The organism is Arthrobacter oryzae (genome assembly GCF_030812315.1).
Classification (GTDB): domain Bacteria; phylum Actinomycetota; class Actinomycetes; order Actinomycetales; family Micrococcaceae; genus Arthrobacter; species Arthrobacter oryzae_B.
In genome coordinates this window covers 344,105-361,866 of sequence record NZ_JAUSSM010000002.1, presented here as the reverse complement: position 1 = coordinate 361,866, position 17,762 = coordinate 344,105, and the positions used below count along the sequence as shown (strand labels likewise).

At 66.0% G+C, this 17,762-nt stretch carries 13 protein-coding genes; 11 read left to right on the top strand and 2 right to left on the bottom strand.

Annotated elements, in window-relative coordinates; genetic code table 11:
* Positions 1–11: 11 nt before the first annotated feature.
* On the bottom strand, positions 12–512 hold the full coding sequence (locus J2S97_RS05110; protein WP_307047189.1) for a GNAT family N-acetyltransferase: 501 nt from the start codon (positions 510–512) through the stop codon (positions 12–14).
* A 19-nt stretch (positions 513–531) separates the two neighbouring features.
* On the bottom strand, positions 532–3,078 hold the full coding sequence (locus J2S97_RS05105) for a DEAD/DEAH box helicase (RefSeq protein ID WP_307047188.1): 2,547 nt from the start codon (positions 3,076–3,078) through the stop codon (positions 532–534).
* A gap of 110 nt (positions 3,079–3,188) precedes the next feature.
* Between J2S97_RS05105 and J2S97_RS05100 the strand changes: the two genes are divergently transcribed.
* From J2S97_RS05100 to whiA, 11 genes are all read left to right on the top strand, one after another.
* Positions 3,189–3,968 (top strand): trans-aconitate 2-methyltransferase, encoded by a 780-nt coding sequence (locus J2S97_RS05100; protein ID WP_307047187.1) that lies wholly within the window; start codon positions 3,189–3,191, stop codon positions 3,966–3,968.
* Positions 3,969–3,995: 27 nt separating this feature from the next.
* Complete coding sequence (locus tag J2S97_RS05095) at positions 3,996–5,744, top strand: ABC transporter ATP-binding protein (protein ID WP_307047186.1); 1,749 nt, start codon at positions 3,996–3,998, stop codon at positions 5,742–5,744.
* Positions 5,741–7,633 carry an ABC transporter ATP-binding protein gene (locus tag J2S97_RS05090; protein WP_307047184.1) on the top strand — a complete coding sequence of 631 codons (1,893 nt, stop codon included), beginning with the start codon at positions 5,741–5,743 and terminating at the stop codon, positions 7,631–7,633. Before J2S97_RS05095 ends, J2S97_RS05090 begins: the two co-directional genes overlap by 4 nt.
* Positions 7,630–8,010 (top strand): GntR family transcriptional regulator, encoded by a 381-nt coding sequence (locus J2S97_RS05085; RefSeq protein WP_307047182.1) that lies wholly within the window; start codon positions 7,630–7,632, stop codon positions 8,008–8,010. Before J2S97_RS05090 ends, J2S97_RS05085 begins: the two co-directional genes overlap by 4 nt.
* A gap of 45 nt (positions 8,011–8,055) precedes the next feature.
* Positions 8,056–10,983, top strand: coding sequence for an excinuclease ABC subunit UvrA (uvrA, locus tag J2S97_RS05080; RefSeq protein ID WP_307047181.1), 2,928 nt, complete (start codon positions 8,056–8,058; stop codon positions 10,981–10,983).
* Positions 10,984–11,095: 112 nt separating this feature from the next.
* Complete coding sequence (locus tag J2S97_RS05075) at positions 11,096–11,812, top strand: HAD hydrolase-like protein (RefSeq protein WP_307047179.1); 717 nt, start codon at positions 11,096–11,098, stop codon at positions 11,810–11,812.
* On the top strand, positions 11,799–12,467 hold the full coding sequence (locus tag J2S97_RS05070) for a lysophospholipid acyltransferase family protein (RefSeq protein WP_307047178.1): 669 nt from the start codon (positions 11,799–11,801) through the stop codon (positions 12,465–12,467). The genes J2S97_RS05075 and J2S97_RS05070 overlap by 14 nt, the downstream gene beginning before the upstream one ends.
* Before the next feature lie 97 nt (positions 12,468–12,564).
* Entirely contained in the window at positions 12,565–14,574 is a 2,010-nt protein-coding gene (gene uvrC, locus J2S97_RS05065) for an excinuclease ABC subunit UvrC (RefSeq protein ID WP_307047177.1), read from the top strand.
* 68 nt (positions 14,575–14,642) lie between these two features.
* Positions 14,643–15,566: an RNase adapter RapZ gene (gene rapZ, locus J2S97_RS05060; protein ID WP_307047176.1), complete on the top strand. Its 924-nt coding sequence runs from the start codon at positions 14,643–14,645 to the stop codon at positions 15,564–15,566.
* Complete coding sequence (locus tag J2S97_RS05055) at positions 15,566–16,585, top strand: gluconeogenesis factor YvcK family protein (protein ID WP_307047175.1); 1,020 nt, start codon at positions 15,566–15,568, stop codon at positions 16,583–16,585. Before rapZ ends, J2S97_RS05055 begins: the two co-directional genes overlap by 1 nt.
* 9 nt (positions 16,586–16,594) lie before the next feature.
* Positions 16,595–17,575, top strand: coding sequence for a DNA-binding protein WhiA (whiA, locus tag J2S97_RS05050; RefSeq protein WP_011691931.1), 981 nt, complete (start codon positions 16,595–16,597; stop codon positions 17,573–17,575).
* The last annotated feature ends 187 nt before the right edge of the window (positions 17,576–17,762 follow it).

Here is a 17,762-nt window from a genome sequence, read left to right as displayed (position 1 = left end):
TCATCGGCAGGTCAGCCACGGGCGTGTGCCTCGCGGGCGGTGCCGAAGGACTCCAGGGCTTCACCGGTCAGCCGGAAGGTGGACCATTCCTCCATGGGCAATGCGCCCAGTTTCTTGTAGAAGCTGATGGACGGTTCGTTCCAGTCCAGGACGCTCCACTCCACGCGCGCATAGCCGCGTTCGACGGCGGTGGCCGCCAGATGCTGCAGCAGGGCCTTGCCGTGGCCTTCGCCGCGGGCCTCCGGAGTCACATAGAGGTCCTCAAGGTAGATCCCGTGGACGCCCTCCCACGTGGAGTAGTTGAGGAACCAGAGCGCGAACCCCTGGACCTCGCCCGCCGCGTTTTCGGCCATCGTGGCGTAAACCCTGGGGTGTTCGCCGAACAGCACGTCCGCGAGCATTTCCGGGGTGTTCCGGACTGCGTGCGGTTCCTTTTCGTAGATGGCAAGTTCGTGGATCATCTGCAGGATCGCGGGGACATCTTCAACGGTGGCGGGCCGGATTACACTCATTATTCGAGTTTACTAGCGCCTACAGCCGGTTCACGTCGGTCACCCGGACCACGGCCGTGCCGGTTTCATCCGACGCCGCCAAGTCCACCTCCGCCGAGATACCCCAGTCGTGGTTTCCGGCAGGATCGTCGAAGATCTGGCGGACTTTCCACATCCCCGGTTCTTCAGTGATGATCAGCAGCCCGGGTCCCCGCGCGTCCGGTCCTGTGCCGATATCGTTGTGTTCGTCGAAGTAGTCGTCCAGGACGTCTTCCCAGCGGTCGGCATCCCAGCCGGTGCCGCCGTCGAGCTCCCCGAGATCCGTGGCCGCCTCGTCAGCGAAAAGCTCCACGCGGCGGAACATTTCGTTCCTGACCATCACCCGGAACGCCCTGATGTTGGACGTCAGCGACGGCGGCGGGGGCGGGGGCGCGTCGTGCGGTGTCGGCGCGGCCCCGGAGGTCAGCTCCTCCCATTCATCCAGGAGGCTGGAATCAACCTGCCGGACGAGTTCACCCAGCCAGGCAATCAGGTCCTCGAGGTCCTCCCGGAGGGAGTCCTGCGGGACCGTCTGGCGGAGCGCCTTGAAGCCGTCTGCGAGATAGCGCAGCACAATGCCCTCGGAGCGCGCCAGGCCGTAGAACTGGACGAATTCGCCGAAGTTCATGGCCCGCTCGTACATGTCCCGGACCACGGACTTGGGGGCAAGCTCGAAATCGCCAATCCACGGCGCGGCCTTGCGGTAGACGTCGAACGCCTCACCCAGGATTTCCGCAAGCGGCTGGGGATAGGTCACGTCCTCCAGCATCGCCATCCGCTGGTCATACTCAATGCCGTCGGCCTTCATGGCGGCGATGGCTTCGCCGCGGGCCTTCTTCTGCTGGGCCGACAGGATCTGCCGGGGCTTTTCGAGCGTGGATTCGATGACGGACACCACGTCAAGGGCGTACGACGGCGACTCCGGATCCAGGAGTTCCAAGGCAGCCAGCGCGAACGGCGAGAGCGGCTGGTTCAGCGCGAAGTTGGCCTGCAGGTGGACCGTGAGCCTGACCGTCCTGCCGTCGGGGCCCTGCTCCTCGGGCGGAATCCGCTCCACGACGCCTGCGGCCAGCAGTTCCCGGTAGATACCCAGGGCCTTCTTCATCAACTGCAGCTGCGAGGTGCGGGGTTCGTGGTTTTCCGTGAGCAAGCGGCGGGCAGCCTTGAAGGGGTCGCCGGGGCGCTCCATCAGGTTCATCAGCATGGCATGCGTCACGGTGAAGCTGGAGTTCAGCGGATCCGGAACGGAATCCACAAGCCGGTTATAGGTGGGTTCGCCCCAGGACACGAAGCCCTCCGGCGGTTTCCGCTTGACCACCTGACGCAGTTTCTTCTGGTCGTCGCCGAACTTGGCGGTGGCCTTCGCCATCGCTTTGACGTTCTCGATCACGTGCTCGGGCGCCTGCACCACCACGGTGCCGGCGGTGTCGTAGCCGGCCCGCCCTGCACGGCCCGCGATCTGGTGGAACTCGCGGGAGTTCAGCAGCCGGGTGCGGACCCCGTCGTACTTGCTGAGGGCCGTGAGCAGGACAGTGCGGATGGGCACGTTGATGCCCACGCCCAGGGTGTCGGTGCCGCAGATGACCTTGAGCAGGCCGGCCTGCGCCAGCTGCTCCACCAGCCGCCGGTACTTCGGCAGCATGCCGGCATGGTGCACGCCGATGCCGTGGCGCACAAGCCGGTTAAGGGTCTTCCCGAAGCCCGCCGCAAAGCGGAAGCCGGCAATCAGCTCGGCGATCTTGTCCTTCTCGTCGCGGGTGCAGACGTTGATGCTCATCAGGTTCTGCGCCCGGTCGATTGCCTCAAGCTGGCTGAAGTGGACCACGTAGACGGGGACCTGCTTCGTGGCGAGCAGCTCCTCGAGTGTCTCGTGGACAGGCGTCTGCTCGTAGTAGTAGTGCAGCGGAATCGGGCGTTCAGCGGAACTGACGGTCGTCGTCGGACGTCCCGTCAGTTCGGTAAGGCCCGCCTCAAAGCGGCTGACATCGCCCAGGGTCGCGGACATCAGCAGGAACTGTGCCTGGGGGAGCTCCAGCAGCGGCACCTGCCAGGCCCAGCCTCGCTGCGGGTCGGAGTAGAAATGGAACTCATCCATGACCACCGAACCCAAGTCCGCCCCTGCGCCTTCACGAAGCGCGATGTTGGCCAGGATTTCGGCGGTGCAGCAAATAATGGGCGCGTCCTGGTTGACGCCGGAATCGCCGGTAATCATTCCCACGTTTTCGGCCCCGAAGATGTCACACAGGGCGAAGAACTTCTCCGAGACGAGGGCCTTGATAGGTGCCGTGTAGTAACTGCGGTCCCCCCGGGCCATGGCCTGGAAGTGCGCGGCAATTGCCACCAGTGACTTGCCGGACCCCGTCGGAGTGGCCAGAATGACGTTGTCCCCGGAGGCCAGTTCCATGATGGCTTCGTCCTGTGCGGCGTAGAGGGACAGCCCGCGGCTTTCCGTCCACTCAACGAAACGGGTGTAGAGCTCATCCGGGTCGTGGTCCGTCCCGCTGGAGGTACGTTCGGCCGGGACAGGGAGCTGCTCAACGAGTTTCATTGCTTTCAAGCTTAGTGCCCGCAGCCAATGGGTGGTTCGTCCTTGGTCGCGGGGCCGGCCCGGGCTAGGCTCGGCCTGACGGCAACCGCTCGAGCCATTGGAGGACGTCCTTGAAATGGGATCCCGCTAAGTATGTGGAGTTCGGAAACCACCGTGACCGGCCGTACTTTGACCTCACCGCCCGGGTCCACGCTGAGGACCCCCGGCACGTGGTGGACCTCGGCTGCGGGCCCGGCAACCTGACGGCGACCCTCGCGGAGCGCTGGCCCGACGCCGAGGTGGTGGGAATCGACTCGTCCGCCGAGATGCTGCGGAAGGCGGAGGCCCATGCAGCGGAGGCTGCCAACCTCTCCTTCGCACTGACGGACATCGCCGGGTGGATGCCGTCGGACCGGACCGACGTGGTGGTGACCAACGCGGCCCTGCAGTGGGTACCCGGCCACCCCGCCCTGCTGGCCGGCTGGCTGAAGGCCCTCCGGCCCGGCGCCTGGTTCGCCCTGCAGGTTCCGGGCAATTTCAGTTCTCCCTCGCACGTGCTGATGCGGCAGCTTGCGGAGTCCGCCCGCTGGAAGGGGGCCCTCGACGGCGTCCTGCGGCACGACGACGCCGTCGCCGAACCCGCCGGGTACCTGAACATCATGCTCGACGCCGGCTGTGACGCGGACGCCTGGGAAACCACCTACCAGCAGGTGCTGCCCGGGCCGGATCCGGTCCTGCAGTGGGTCAGGGGAGCAGGACTGCGGCCCGTATTGGCAGTGCTCCCGCCTGCGGACGCTGCGGAATTCGAGGCGGAGTATTCGGTCCTGCTCAACGACGCCTATCCTGCCACGGCACACGGCACAGTTTTTCCGTTCCGGAGGATTTTCGCAGTCGCGCGGAAACGGGGCTAGCATGCCGTCACGGCGGAGGGAGGTTCTATGCTCCCAGGCATGATGATGCGGCTGCTCGCCGCGCATAAGCCGGCGGTCCTGGCCATCGTGGTCCTGCAGCTCCTGCAGACCACGGCCAACCTCCTCCTGCCCACCCTCAATGCCGCCATCATCGACGACGGAATCGTCGCGGGGAACACGGACCTCATCCTTCGGCTGGGCGGGTGGATGGCGGGAATCGCCGCCGTGCAGGTTGCCGCGGCCCTCGCTGCCGGTTACTTCAGTGCCAATGTGGCCATGAAGCTTGGCCGCCAGCTGCGCCAGGAGCTCTTCGCGAAGGTCCAGGCACTGTCCTCCCAGGAGGTAGGGACCTTCGGCGTGCCCAGCCTGGTGACACGGGCCACCAACGACGTCCAGCAGATCCAGGCACTGGCCGTGCTGGTCTTCACCATGCTCGTGGCGGCGCCCGCCATGGGCATCGGCGGCATCGTCCTGGCCCTGAACCAGGATGTGGTCCTTTCCGGCATTGTGGTCGCCATCGTGCCCGTGCTTGTGCTCATCATGTATCTGATCGTGCGCCGGCTGGTGCCCCTCTACCGGGAGGGCCAGATCCTGATCGACCGCATCAGCAGGGTGCTGCGGGAACAGATCATCGGGGCCAACGTCATCCGCGCGTTCGTCCGCCAGGCGCACGAAGCGCGCCGCTTCGCCGTCGTCAACCGTGAGCTGACCCGCAACAACCTCCAGTCCGCGCTACTGGTGGCAGGAATGCTGCCACTGATCATGATCGTGGTGAATCTGTCATCGGTGGCCGTGGTGTGGTTCGGCGGCCACCGGATCCAGGCAGGGGACATGCGGCTCGGTGCGCTGACGGCCTTCATCGCCTACATCCTGCAGATCCTCATCGCCATCATGATGGCCATGTACGTCCTGATGACGGCTCCCCGCGCCGCGGCCTGTGCGGAACGGATCCAGGCCGTGCTGGACACCCGCCCCGCCATCGCGGATCCGGCGATCTCGCGGGCCGGGCTGCCGCACGCCCAGCGCACGGCGGGCGGCACCGTGGAATTCCGCGACGTCACCTTCGCCTACCCCGGGGCGGAGGCGCCCGTTCTCGACCGCATCAGTTTCACCGCGTCGCCGGGCACGTTCACCGCCATCATCGGTTCCACGGGCAGCGGAAAGTCGACACTGCTGAACCTGCTGCCCCGGTTCCTGGATGCCACGTCGGGGGAGGTCCTGATCGGCGGCCACAACGTGAAATCACTCCCGCTTCATTTCCTTCGGAACAGCATGTCGCTGGTGCCCCAGCGCGCCTACCTTTTCTCCGGCACCGTGGCCGAGAACCTCCGGATTGCTGCCCCTGACGCCAGCGACCAGGACCTCCTGCGCGCGCTCCGCACCGCCCAGGCGGAGGACTTCGTGCGCGAACTGCCCGACGGTCTCCACGCCCCGGTAAGCCAGGGCGGAACGAACTTCTCCGGCGGCCAGCGCCAGCGGCTGTGCATTGCCCGTGCGCTGCTCCGCGACGCCCCCGTGTACCTTTTTGACGACAGCCTCTCCGCGCTGGACTATACAACCGACGCCCGCCTCCGCGTCGCGCTCGCCCCGCTCACCCGCCGGTCCACGGTGATCATCGTGGCGGAACGCATCGCGACGATCCTCGACGCCGGCCTCATCCTGGTACTGGACAAGGGCAGGCTCGTGGCCCAGGGCACGCACAGCGAACTGATGCGTACATCGACGGTCTACCAGGAAATTGCCGCCTCGCAGCTGGCGCTCGGAGGCAGGGTATGACCGCAACCGCCAACACAACCACAACCACGGCGACGGCGGTTGCCGTCCCGGGCCCCTCGGCCTGGGCCACCAGCAGGCGTCTTCTGGGACTGCTGCGCCCCGTCAGGTGGCGGATGCTCGCCGCCGTTGCTGCCACGTGCGCCTTTGTGGCGCTCAACGTGTCGGCCCCCAAACTGCTGGGCGACGCCACCGACGTCGTGGTTGACGGTGTTTTTGGAGGGACCTTCAATCAGCAGAAACTCGCCGCCCTGCTGCTGCTCGTGGCAGTGATGTACCTCGGCGCTTCAGTCTTCAGCTGGGTCCAGGGAGCAGTCACCGCCACCGCCGTGCAGCGGGTGGGCTACCGGCTGCGGGCATCGGTGGAAGGCAAACTGCACCGGCTGCCGTCCGCGCATTTCGACGAGCAGCGGCGCGGGGACGTGCTCAGCCGGGCCACCAACGACGTCGACAACATCTCCCAGGCACTGAACCAGCTGCTGAACCAGCTGATCCTGTCGGTGCTGATGCTGCTCGGCGCGCTGTCCATGATGCTGTGGCTTTCCCCGCTGCTTGCGGCCATTGCCTTGGTGACCGTGCCGTTTTCCACCGCGGTCACCGTCCTCGTAGCCCGGAAGTCCCAGACGCACTTTTCCGAGCAATGGAGCACCACCGGCGAACTCAACGCGCACCTCGAGGAGTACATCACGGGCCACGAGGTGCTCAAGGCTTTCGGCCGGCAGGGTATGGCCACCGAGACGTTCACCAACAGCAACGACAGGCTCTTCCGGACCAGCGCACGCGCCCAGTACGTTTCCGGCGCCGTCCAGCCGCTCCTGGTGTTCGTTTCCAACCTCAATTACATTGCCGTGGCCGTGGTCGGTGCGCTGCAGGTTACGGCCGGCGCCATGACCATCGGCGGGGTCCAGGCCTTCATCCAGTTCAGCAGGCTCTTCAGCCAGCCGATCGGGCAGATCGGCGGCATGCTGACCCTGATGCAATCCTGCATCGCCTCGGCTGAACGGGTGTTCGCCCTGCTGGATGCGAAGGAAATTCCGCGCGACGGCACAGAGCGGGCCGGCGCGGAGCAGGTTGGGACGGACCAGGCCGGCCCGGAGGGGGCGGACCCGGAGGGTCCCGCGGTAGCCGGCGGCCGTGTGGTGTTCGACGCCGTCACCTTCGGCTACAACAGCGGACTGCCCGTGGTCAGGGACCTGTCCTTCACAGCTGAGCCCGGGCAGACCGTGGCAATTGTCGGTCATACCGGCGCAGGCAAAACCACCATGGTTAACCTGCTCATGCGGTTCTACGAGCTCGATTCCGGCCGGATCACCATCGATGGCGTGGACATCGCCGGGCGCGGGCGCGACGAGTTGCGTTCCATGATCGGGATGGTGCTGCAGGACGCCTGGGTGTTCACCGGCTCCATCAGGGAGAACATTGAATATGGGCGGCCCGGAGCCAGCGACGCCGACATTCTCGCCGCCGCCGAGGCCACGCTCGTGGACCACTTCGTGCGGTCCCTCCCGGACGGCTACGGCACAGTGTTAGGGAACGACGGCGACTCCCTGAGCCAGGGCCAGCGGCAGCTCATCACCATCGCCAGGGCCCAGCTTGCCGGCCGCAGCATCCTGGTCCTCGATGAGGCGACAAGTTCAGTGGACACCCGGACTGAAGTGCAGATCCGGCAGGCAATGCAACGGCTGCGGCAGGGCCGGACGAGCTTCGTGATCGCGCACCGTTTGTCCACAGTGCGGGACGCTGATCTAATTCTCGTCATGGACCACGGACGAATCGTCGAACACGGGAACCACCAACAGCTGCTGGCGGCCAACGGGCCCTACAGCCGGCTGTACGATGCCCAGTTCTCAGGCAGGGAAGATGCCTTGCGCGCAGGGGAGTCCGGGCAGTGAGCGGCGCGAACGAGTTTCCAGGGACGTGGAAACCGAACCAAGGCAGTTCGGTCCCGCTCTTTGAACAGCTGCGGCTGAACATTATCGAGCGGGCAGACAGCGGTGCCCTCGCCCCCGGCACGCGCCTGCCCGCCGTGCGGAGCCTGGCCACGGCCCTGGGTGTCGCACCGCACACCGTGGCCCGCGCCTACAAGGAGCTGGAAGCGGCAGGGATTGTCGCCACCCGCGGCCGGCACGGAACCATCGTCTGCGCTAGGGACGAGGCGTGGACCTCGCTGACTGCGGCCGCGGCCGATTTCGCCACCGCGGCTAAGGCCCAGGGCGCAAGCTTCGCGGAAGCCGTGCAGCTGCTGGCGGCGGCCTACGACGCCGAATAAACGCCGGCATGGAAATTCGAAGAAGTTTTCGATTAGCATTAGTGGGTGCCTAAAGCCGTAGCTGAAGAACCAGCCGTTGATGCCCGACCCTCCGTCGTCTCCCTAAACCAAGGGAAGCCGGCGCGCCCAGACCTTTCCCGCCTTGTGGTGAAGGGGGCCCGGGAGCACAACCTGCGGAACGTCGACCTGGACCTGCCGCGGGACTCCATGATCGTTTTCACCGGACTGTCCGGGTCCGGCAAGTCGTCCCTGGCGTTCGATACCATCTTCGCCGAGGGCCAGCGCCGTTACGTCGAGTCGCTGTCCGCGTACGCCCGCCAGTTCCTGGGCCAGGTGGATAAGCCGGACGTCGACTTCATCGAAGGCCTGTCCCCGGCCGTTTCCATCGACCAGAAGTCCACCAGCAAGAACCCCCGGTCCACCGTGGGCACCATCACCGAGATCTACGACTACATGCGCCTGCTCTGGGCCCGTGTGGGCCGCCCGCACTGCCCCATCTGCGGCGAGCAGGTGGCGAAGCAGACGCCGCAGCAGATCGTGGACCAACTGCTGGAACTGCCCGCCGGCACGCGATTCCAGGTGCTCGCTCCCGTAGTCCGCGGCCGCAAGGGCGAATTCGTCGACCTTTTCAAGGAGCTGACGGCCAAGGGCTATTCGCGCGCCCGCGTGGACGGTGACCTCATCCAGCTGAGCGATCCTCCCAAGCTCGGCAAGCAGTTCAAGCACACCATCGAAGTGGTGGTGGACCGGCTTGTGGTCAAGGAAGGCATCAGCCAGCGCCTGACCGACTCCGTCGAAACCGCGCTCGGATTGGCTGAGGGCCGTGTGCTCGCCGAATTCGTCGACCTCGAAGCGGATGATGCGGAACGTATCAGGGCGTTCTCCGAGCACCTGGCGTGCCCCAACGAACACCCGCTCGCCATCGATGAAATCGAGCCCCGCTCGTTCTCGTTCAACAACCCCTTCGGCGCCTGTTCGGCGTGCAGCGGCATCGGCACCAAGCTGGAAGTTGATGAGGAACTCATCATTCCGAACCCGGAGCTCTCCCTTGGCGAGGGCGCCATCGCGCCGTGGTCGCTGGGTACGGCCACCAGCGAGTACTGGAACAGGCTCCTTTCCGGGCTCGCTAAAGAACTCGACTTCTCGATGAAGACGCCGTGGCAGAAGCTTCCGAACGATATCCGGCAGACCGTGCTGCACGGCAAGGACCACAAGGTGGTGGTGCAGTACCGCAACCGTTTCGGCCGGGAGCGCAAGTACAGCACGGGCTTCGAGGGCGTCGTCCAGTACGTCCACCGCAAGCACCTGGAAACGGATTCGGACTCTGCCAGGGACCGCTACGAAGAGTACATGCGGCAGATCCCGTGCCCGGCCTGCAACGGCGCCCGCCTGAACCCGGCCTCGCTCTCGGTGCTGATCAACGGCAAGTCCATCGCCGAAGTGGCCGCGATGCCGATGCGTGAATGCGCCGACTTCCTGGACACCCTGGTGCTCACCGGCCGCGAGGCCCAGATCGCACACCAGGTCCTGAAGGAAATCCAGGCCCGGCTGACCTTCCTCCTCGACGTCGGGCTCGAGTACCTGAACCTGGAGCGCCCCTCCGGCACCCTGTCCGGCGGCGAAGCCCAGCGCATCCGGCTCGCAACGCAGATCGGGTCCGGCCTGGTCGGCGTGCTCTACGTCCTCGACGAACCGTCCATCGGCCTGCACCAGCGCGACAACCGCCGGCTGATCGAAACGCTCACCCGGCTGCGGGACCTCGGCAACACCCTCATCGTGGTGGAACACGACGAAGACACCATCCAGGAAGCCGACTGGATTGTGGACATCGGACCGGGCGCCGGCGAGCACGGCGGGCAGGTGGTGCACTCCGGGTCCTACAAGGAGCTCCTGGAAAACACCGAATCTCTGACCGGCGACTACCTTTCCGGCCGGAAAAAGATCGAGATCCCCAAGAAGCGGCGCAAGTACGACAAGAAGCGCGAGCTGAAGGTCGTCGGGGCCCGGGAAAACAACCTGGTCAACGTCGATGCCGCCTTCCCCCTGGGACTGCTGACGGCTGTGACCGGCGTCAGCGGCTCCGGAAAATCCACCCTGGTCAATGAAATCCTCTACAAGGTGCTGGCCAACAAGCTGAACGGCGCCAAGCAGGTGGCCGGCCGGCACAAGTCCATCCAGGGCCTCGAGCACCTGGACAAAGTGGTCCACGTCGACCAGAGCCCCATCGGCCGGACGCCGCGGTCCAACCCGGCCACATATACCGGCGTGTTCGACAACATCCGGAAGCTGTTCGCCGAGACCACCGAGGCCAAGGTCCGCGGCTACCAGCCGGGCCGGTTCTCGTTCAACGTCAAGGGCGGCCGCTGCGAAGCATGTTCCGGTGACGGCACGCTGAAGATCGAGATGAACTTCCTGCCCGACGTCTACGTGCCCTGCGAGGTCTGCCACGGTGCGCGGTACAACCGGGAAACCCTGGAAGTCCACTACAAGGGCAAGACCATCGCGGACGTCCTCAACATGCCCATCGAGGAAGGTGCGGAGTTTTTTGCCGCCTTCTCGCCGATTGCGCGCCACCTGAGCACGCTCGTCGACGTTGGGCTGGGCTATGTGCGCCTTGGGCAGCCGGCCACCACGCTGTCCGGCGGCGAGGCGCAGCGCGTCAAGCTGGCCGCGGAACTTCAGAAGCGGTCCAACGGCCGGAGCATCTACGTTCTGGATGAACCCACCACGGGCCTGCACTTCGAGGACATCCGCAAGCTGCTGATGGTCCTGCAGGGATTGGTGGACAAGGGCAATACGGTGATCACCATCGAGCACAACCTCGATGTCATCAAGAGCGCGGACTGGATCGTGGATCTTGGGCCCGACGGCGGTTCGGGCGGCGGCCAGATCATCGCCACAGGGACTCCGGAACAGGTTGCGAAGTCCACCCAGAGCTATACGGCCACGTTCCTGGCGGAGATCCTGGCGTAGTCCGGACGCTGGACGCACCGAATGGCTGGAGCTTGCTGATCCGGAGGGAAGAAGTATTCCCGTCCGGGAATGCGAGTTTCAGCCATTCGCGCACTTGTGGGAAACTAAGCCGGTGACCCTTTCAACAGTGCCCGTGATCTTCGACCTGGACGGCACTCTTGTCGATCCGGCGGGGGGAATAACGGGCGGAATCTCCGCGGCCCTTACCCAACTCGGCATCAGGGTCCCGGCCCCGGCCCAACTGGACGCGATGATCGGTCCGAAACTCAGTGACTCCCTCCTGAACATCGCCGGCGTTCCGCCGGAGCAGCTTGCCGACGTCATCCGCGTCTACCGGGCCTACTACCTTGAAACCGGGATCGGCCAGAGCCGCCTGTACCCGGGCATCCGGGAACTCGTGGAGGGCTACGCCGCGTCGGGACGGGCCATCGCCGTGGCCACGCAGAAGCCGGAAGGGCTCGCAAGAATCGTGCTCGAGCACCACGGGATCGCCGGCTCCTTCTCCTTCATCCGCGGTTCAGCCGCCGATGAGGCCGCCGGCACCGGCGCACCGCTTGGCAAGACTGAAATTGTGGCAGCTGCCCTGTCCGACCTGCGCACGCAGCACGCCGTGATGGTGGGGGACCGGGCCCAGGACGTGGCCGGAGCCATGGCCAACGGCCTCGACTGCATCGGCGTCAGCTGGGGATTTGCCCCTGACGGCGAGCTCCACGAAGCCGGGGCCGTGGCAATCGTGCACTCCACCGCAGACCTTGCGGCAGCCATTGACGGCATGGACGCCGTCCGGCCCGCAGCCATGAGTGAGGTGCCCAACAATGGCATTGTTTGATGCAATCCGCTGGACCACCCGCACGCTGATCTCCGGAAGCTGCCGGCCCACGGTCATCGGGCTTGAGAACGTTCCCAAGGACGGGCCCTTTATCGTCGCGCCGAACCACCTGTCCTTCCTGGACAGCGTGATTGTCCAGGCCCTGATGCCCCGGCCCGTGGCCTTTTTTGCAAAGGCCGAATACTTCACCACCGGCGGCGTGAAGGGGAAGGTCATGAAATCCTTCTTCGAATCCGTCGGCTCCATTCCCGTGGAGCGCGGCGAACAGGCTGCCAGCGTGGCGGCCCTTAAGACACTGCTGGACATCCTCGAGGCAGGCAAGGGGATCGGGATCTATCCCGAGGGCACGCGATCCCGTGACGGGATCCTGTACCGTGGCCGCACCGGCGTCGGCTGGCTTGCCCTGACCACCGGCGCCCCGGTCATTCCCGTCGGTCTCATCGGTACCGAAAACCTCCAGCCGGCGGGCCAGAACGGAGTGAAGCCGCAGCACTTCATCATGAAGGTGGGCGAGCCCCTGTACTTCGAAAAGACCGGCCCCGACCACTCGCTGCCCGCCCGCCGCCAGGTCACGGACCGGATCATGGACGCCATCGCCGAACTCAGCGGCCAGGAGCGCTCCACGAGCTACAACCAGAGCAAAGCAGCGGAGTAGCGGCCGAGCGTTCCTTCCAGGCGCATTCCGGGCAAGAGCGTTCCCCGTCAGGGGCGCCACTGTCAGGGACGCCCCGCATCCTCAGTAGACTTGAATCGTGGCAGATCCAGCTAGTTACCGACCCCAAACGGGTGAAATTCCAACCAACCCGGGCGTGTACCGCTTCCGGGATCCGCACGGCCGCGTCATTTACGTGGGCAAGGCCAAGAGCCTGCGGTCCCGGCTGAATTCGTACTTTGCCAACCCCGGGGGCCTGCTGCCCAAGACCTACGCCATGGTCCACGCGGCCAGCAGCGTGGAGTGGACCGTCGTCGGGAGCGAACTGGAGTCGCTCCAGCTGGAATACACCTGGATCAAGGAATTCAAGCCGCGGTTCAACGTCGTCTTCCGGGACGACAAAACCTACCCGTACCTTGCGGTGACCATGGGGGAGAAGTTCCCGCGGGTCCAGGTGCTGCGCGGAGAACGCCGGAAAGGCACCCGCTACTTCGGCCCGTATACGGCCGGGGCCATCCGCGAAACGATGGACACCTTGCTGCGCGTATTTCCCGTCCGCAGCTGCAGTCCCGGCGTGCTGAAGCGGGCGCAGGCCAGCGGGCGGCCGTGCCTGCTCGGCTATATCGACAAGTGTTCGGCACCGTGTGTCGGCCGGGTGACACCCGAGGAGCACCGGGCGCTGGCGGAGGACTTCTGTGCCTTTATGGGCGGCGAAGCCAAGCGCTTCATCGCACGGCTGGAGAAGGATATGGCCGCGGCGGTTGCCGAGCTCGACTACGAACGCGCAGCCCGGGTCCGGGACGACATCATCGCCCTGCGGAAGGTCTTCGAACGCAATGCCGTGGTCCTCGCCGAGGACACCGACGCTGATGTGTTCGCGCTGCATGAGGACGAGCTGGAGGCCGCCGTCCAGGTCTTCCATGTCCGGGGCGGCCGGGTCAGGGGCCAGCGCGGCTGGGTGGTGGAGAAGGTGGAGGACTCCACCACTCCGGACCTCGTTGAGCACCTGCTCCAGCAGGTCTACGGCGAGGAAGGCGACAGCCAGGGAAGGATGCCCCGGGAAGTCCTGGTTCCTGAAGAGCCGAGCAACGCTGCAGAGCTGACGCAGTGGCTCTCCGGCCTGCGCGGCGCCAAAGTGGACGTCCGGGTCCCGCGCCGCGGGGACAAAGCGGCGCTCATGTCCACGGTCCGGGAAAATGCCGAGCACGCACTCAAACTGCACAAGTCCCGCCGCGCCGGCGACCTGACGAACCGGTCCCTCGCGCTGCAGGAACTCCAGGAAGCCCTGGACCTTCCCGTCGCGCTGCTCCGCATCGAGTGCTTCGATATCTCCCACGTGCAGGGCACGAACGTGGTGGCGTCCATGGTGGTGGTGGAAGACGGGCTTCCCAAGAAGTCCGACTACCGCAAGTTCTCCATCACCGGAGCCGCGGCTAAGGATGACACCGCCGCCATGCATGACGTCCTCACGCGCCGCTTCCGGAATTACCTCCAGGAGAAGGCGGTGCAGGCGGAAGCGGCGCAGCTGCCCGGGCATCAGGCCGCGCTCGAGGCCCTTGCGGTTGCCTCGGTGCAGGACACCACAACGCCGGCACCCCGCGCGAAGTTCGCCTACCCGCCCAACCTCGTGGTGGTGGACGGCGGCAAGCCCCAGGTCAACGCCGCTGCACGCGCCCTGGCGGAACTCGGCATCGAGGACGTCTACGTCGTCGGCCTGGCCAAACGCCTGGAAGAGGTCTGGCTGCCCGACAGTGACTTCCCGGTGATCCTGCCGCGGACGTCCGAGGGGCTCTACCTGCTCCAGCGCATCCGCGATGAAGCGCACCGCTTCGCCATCTCGTTCCACCGGCAGAAGCGCGGCAAGGCCATGACGGTGTCGGCCCTGGACGGCGTCCCCGGGCTCGGCGAGGCCAAGCGCAAGGCCCTGCTGGCACAGTTCGGCTCGGTCAGGAGCATTCGGACCGCCAGCGCCGCCGAACTGGCAACGGCCAAGGGCATCGGGCCGTCGCTGGCGGATGCGATCATCAGTCATTTCGGCAACGGCGGCGCAGCCTCCGGTGCGGACGTACCGGCCATCAATATGACGACCGGCGAAATCATTGAAACTTAGCTAGGGTAAGGACCGGAAGCGGAACGCGCGGTTGCGTCGAATTACATAGTAGGAATGGGGCTTTACTCATGGCAGAGTCAACGGCAGGATCCGAAGCGGAACAGGACGGCATGACGCCCGTCAAACCCGTTGAAGCGGAGCTGCTCGTAGTGACGGGGATGTCCGGGGCAGGCCGCAGTACTGCCGCTGACGCCCTCGAGGACCATGGCTGGTATGTCGTTGAGAACCTCCCGCCGCAGATGCTCGGCACCCTGGCCGAACTGGTGTCGCACGCCCCGCAGTCCATTCCCAAGCTCGCCGTGGTGGTGGACGTCCGCAGCAAGGCGCTCTTCACGGACATCCGTACGGCGCTGAAGACCCTCGAGGCAAGCGGCGTGATGTTCCGCGTCCTGTTCCTGGACGCCAACGACCACGTCCTGGTGCGCCGTTTTGAGCAGGGCCGCCGTCCGCACCCCCTTCAGGAGGGCGGACGGATCCTCGACGGCATCGCCGCCGAGCGGGAACTGCTGCATGAACTCCGTGATTCCGCGGACATTGTCCTGGACACGTCCGACTTCAACGTCCACGCCCTTGCCACGGCCATCACGGAGCTCTTCAGCGAAACCGGTCCCGTGGCCCTGCGGCTCAACGTGATGAGCTTCGGCTTCAAGTACGGCCTGCCGGTGGACGCAAACTTTGTGGTCGATGCCCGCTTCATCCCGAACCCGCACTGGGTCCCGCAGCTGCGTCCGCACACGGGCCTGGACAAGGACGTCAGCGACTACGTCCTCGAGGCCGAAGGGGTCAAGAGCTTCGTGGACCGCTACGTGCTGGCCATCGAGCCTGTCCTGGACGGCTACCGCAGGGAAAACAAGCACTACGCCACCGTCGCCGTGGGGTGTACCGGCGGCAAGCACCGTTCCGTGGCAGTGGCCGTCGAACTGTCGAAGAAGCTGGCACAGTATCCTCGCGTCACTGTGACCACCACCCATCGGGACCTGGGCCGCGAATAATGGGACTGCTTACCGGGCCGCTGCCCCTGGTGCCGCCGGCGGGCGGCTCCGGCGGCGGGCAGCTGGACAAGGGTCCGTCCGTCGTTGCCCTGGGCGGCGGCCACGGACTGTCAGCATCCCTGTCCGCACTGAGACTGCTGACCTCCGAGCTGACCGCCATCGTCACCGTTGCGGACGACGGCGGGTCTTCCGGGCGTCTGCGCGAGGAGTACGGCGTCCTCCCGCCCGGAGACCTCCGGATGGCACTTACTGCCCTGTGTGACGACACCGACTGGGGCAGGACCTGGCGGGACGTCATGCAGCACCGTTTCCAGCCCGGGGAAGGCCGGGGCGGTTCACTCGACGACCACGCCATGGGCAACCTGCTCATCGTCACGCTCTGGGAACTGCTGGGCGACACCGTGGGCGGCCTGAAATGGGCCGGGGCCCTCCTGGGGGCCCGCGGGCAGGTCCTACCCATGTCGAGTGTGCCGTTGACCATCGAGGGCGATGTCCGCGTGCCGGGCCCGGACGGAACCTTCACAGTGGACACGGTCAGGGGCCAGGCCAAATGCGCGGTGGCGGGTTCGCTTGAGAGCGTCCGGCTCCTGCCGGACTCGGCCCCGGCCTGCGTAGAGGCCCTGACGGCCATCGAACTGGCTGACTGGGTCATCCTCGGCCCGGGCTCGTGGTACACGTCCGTGCTGCCGCACCTCCTGCTGCCGGAAATGCGCCAGGCGCTGTCGGACACCCCGGCGAAGCGGTGCCTGACCATGAACCTGGCCACGGACACCAAGGAAACCTCCGGGATGTCCGCTGCCGACCATCTGCATGTGCTGCGAAGTTACGCGCCCGACTTCAGCGTCGACGTCGTGCTTGCGGACCCGGTGTCCGTACCGGACGTTGAGGAGTTCAAGCGGGCCGCCGGGATGCTCGGTGCCGAGGTGGTGTTGGGTAAAGTAGGGGCGTCGAGCCGCCGTCCGATCCACGACCCCCTGCGTCTGGCAACGGCGTACCACGATATTTTCGGGAACAGTTAGGAAGGTGCCATGGCACTGACATCATCAGTCAAGGAAGAACTGTCCCGCCTGGACATAAAGAAGTCCTCGGTCCGCAAGGCTGAAGTCTCCGCAATGCTGCGCTTCGCCGGCGGCCTGCACATTATCTCGGGCCGGATCGTCATTGAGGCCGAGGTCGATCTCGCCTCCACGGCGCGCCGGCTGCGTGCCGCCATCGCCGAGGTCTACGGCCACCAGAGCGAGATCATCGTCGTCTCCGGCGGCGGCCTCCGCCGCGGCAACCGCTACGTGGTGCGGGTCGTGCGCGACGGTGAGGCCCTTGCCCGCCAGACCGGCCTGCTTGACGCGCGCGGCCGCCCCGTGCGGGGCCTGCCGTCAGCCGTGGTCAACGGCTCGGCCGCCGACGCCGAGGCCGTGTGGCGCGGCGCGTTTCTGGCCCACGGATCCCTGACCGAGCCGGGGAGGTCCTCCGCCATGGAGGTGACCTGCCCGGGCCCTGAATCGGCCCTTGCCCTGGTCGGCGCGGCCCGCAGGCTTGGCATCCAGGCCAAGGCACGCGAGGTCAGGGGAGTGGACCGTGTGGTCATCCGGGACGGGGACACCATTGCCGCCCTGCTCACGCGGATGGGAGCCCATGACGCGCTGATGGTGTGGGAAGAACGCCGCATGCGCAAAGAGGTGCGGGCCACGGCCAACAGGCTGGCCAACTTCGACGACGCCAACCTCCGCCGCTCGGCCCAGGCCGCAGTGGCTGCCGGTGCCCGTGTGGACCGCGCCCTGGAGATCCTCGGTGACGACGTCCCGGACCACCTCAAATATGCCGGTGAGCTCCGCGTGGCGCACAAGCAGGCGAGCCTTGACGAACTCGGCCGGCTGGCTGATCCGCCCATGACCAAGGACGCCATCGCCGGCCGGATCCGCAGGCTGCTGGCAATGGCGGACAAACGTGCCCTGGACCTGGGGATTCCCGGGACCGAGGCCAATGTGACGCCGGAAATGCTGGACGAGTAACGGCGCCCCTAGAATCGAGACCGGATGACGGAAATACCTCGCGGCGTTCGGCGGTTGTGCCCCCTGGGACCCATGCCTGCCGGATCCGCGCTGGATTCCGTCCCCACAGATTTCCGGGTGACCCGTCATCCGGATGCACAATCCGAGAGTTACCAAACCGGACAACCTGTCCACGACATTGGAGGAT

What these genes read in the sequence shown, in the direction of transcription:
- rapZ (WP_307047176.1), top strand. Translation starts at nt 14,643, where the DNA reads ATGGCAGAGTCAACGGCAGGATCCGAAGCGGAACAGGACGGCATGACG.
- J2S97_RS05090 (WP_307047184.1), top strand. Translation starts at nt 5,741, where the DNA reads ATGACCGCAACCGCCAACACAACCACAACCACGGCGACGGCGGTTGCC.
- J2S97_RS05055 (WP_307047175.1), top strand. Translation starts at nt 15,566, where the DNA reads ATGGGACTGCTTACCGGGCCGCTGCCCCTGGTGCCGCCGGCGGGCGGC.
- J2S97_RS05070 (WP_307047178.1), top strand. Translation starts at nt 11,799, where the DNA reads ATGGCATTGTTTGATGCAATCCGCTGGACCACCCGCACGCTGATCTCC.
- whiA (WP_011691931.1), top strand. Translation starts at nt 16,595, where the DNA reads ATGGCACTGACATCATCAGTCAAGGAAGAACTGTCCCGCCTGGACATA.
- J2S97_RS05110 (WP_307047189.1), bottom strand. Translation starts at nt 512, where the DNA reads ATGAGTGTAATCCGGCCCGCCACCGTTGAAGATGTCCCCGCGATCCTG.
- J2S97_RS05105 (WP_307047188.1), bottom strand. Translation starts at nt 3,078, where the DNA reads ATGAAACTCGTTGAGCAGCTCCCTGTCCCGGCCGAACGTACCTCCAGC.
- J2S97_RS05095 (WP_307047186.1), top strand. Translation starts at nt 3,996, where the DNA reads ATGCTCCCAGGCATGATGATGCGGCTGCTCGCCGCGCATAAGCCGGCG.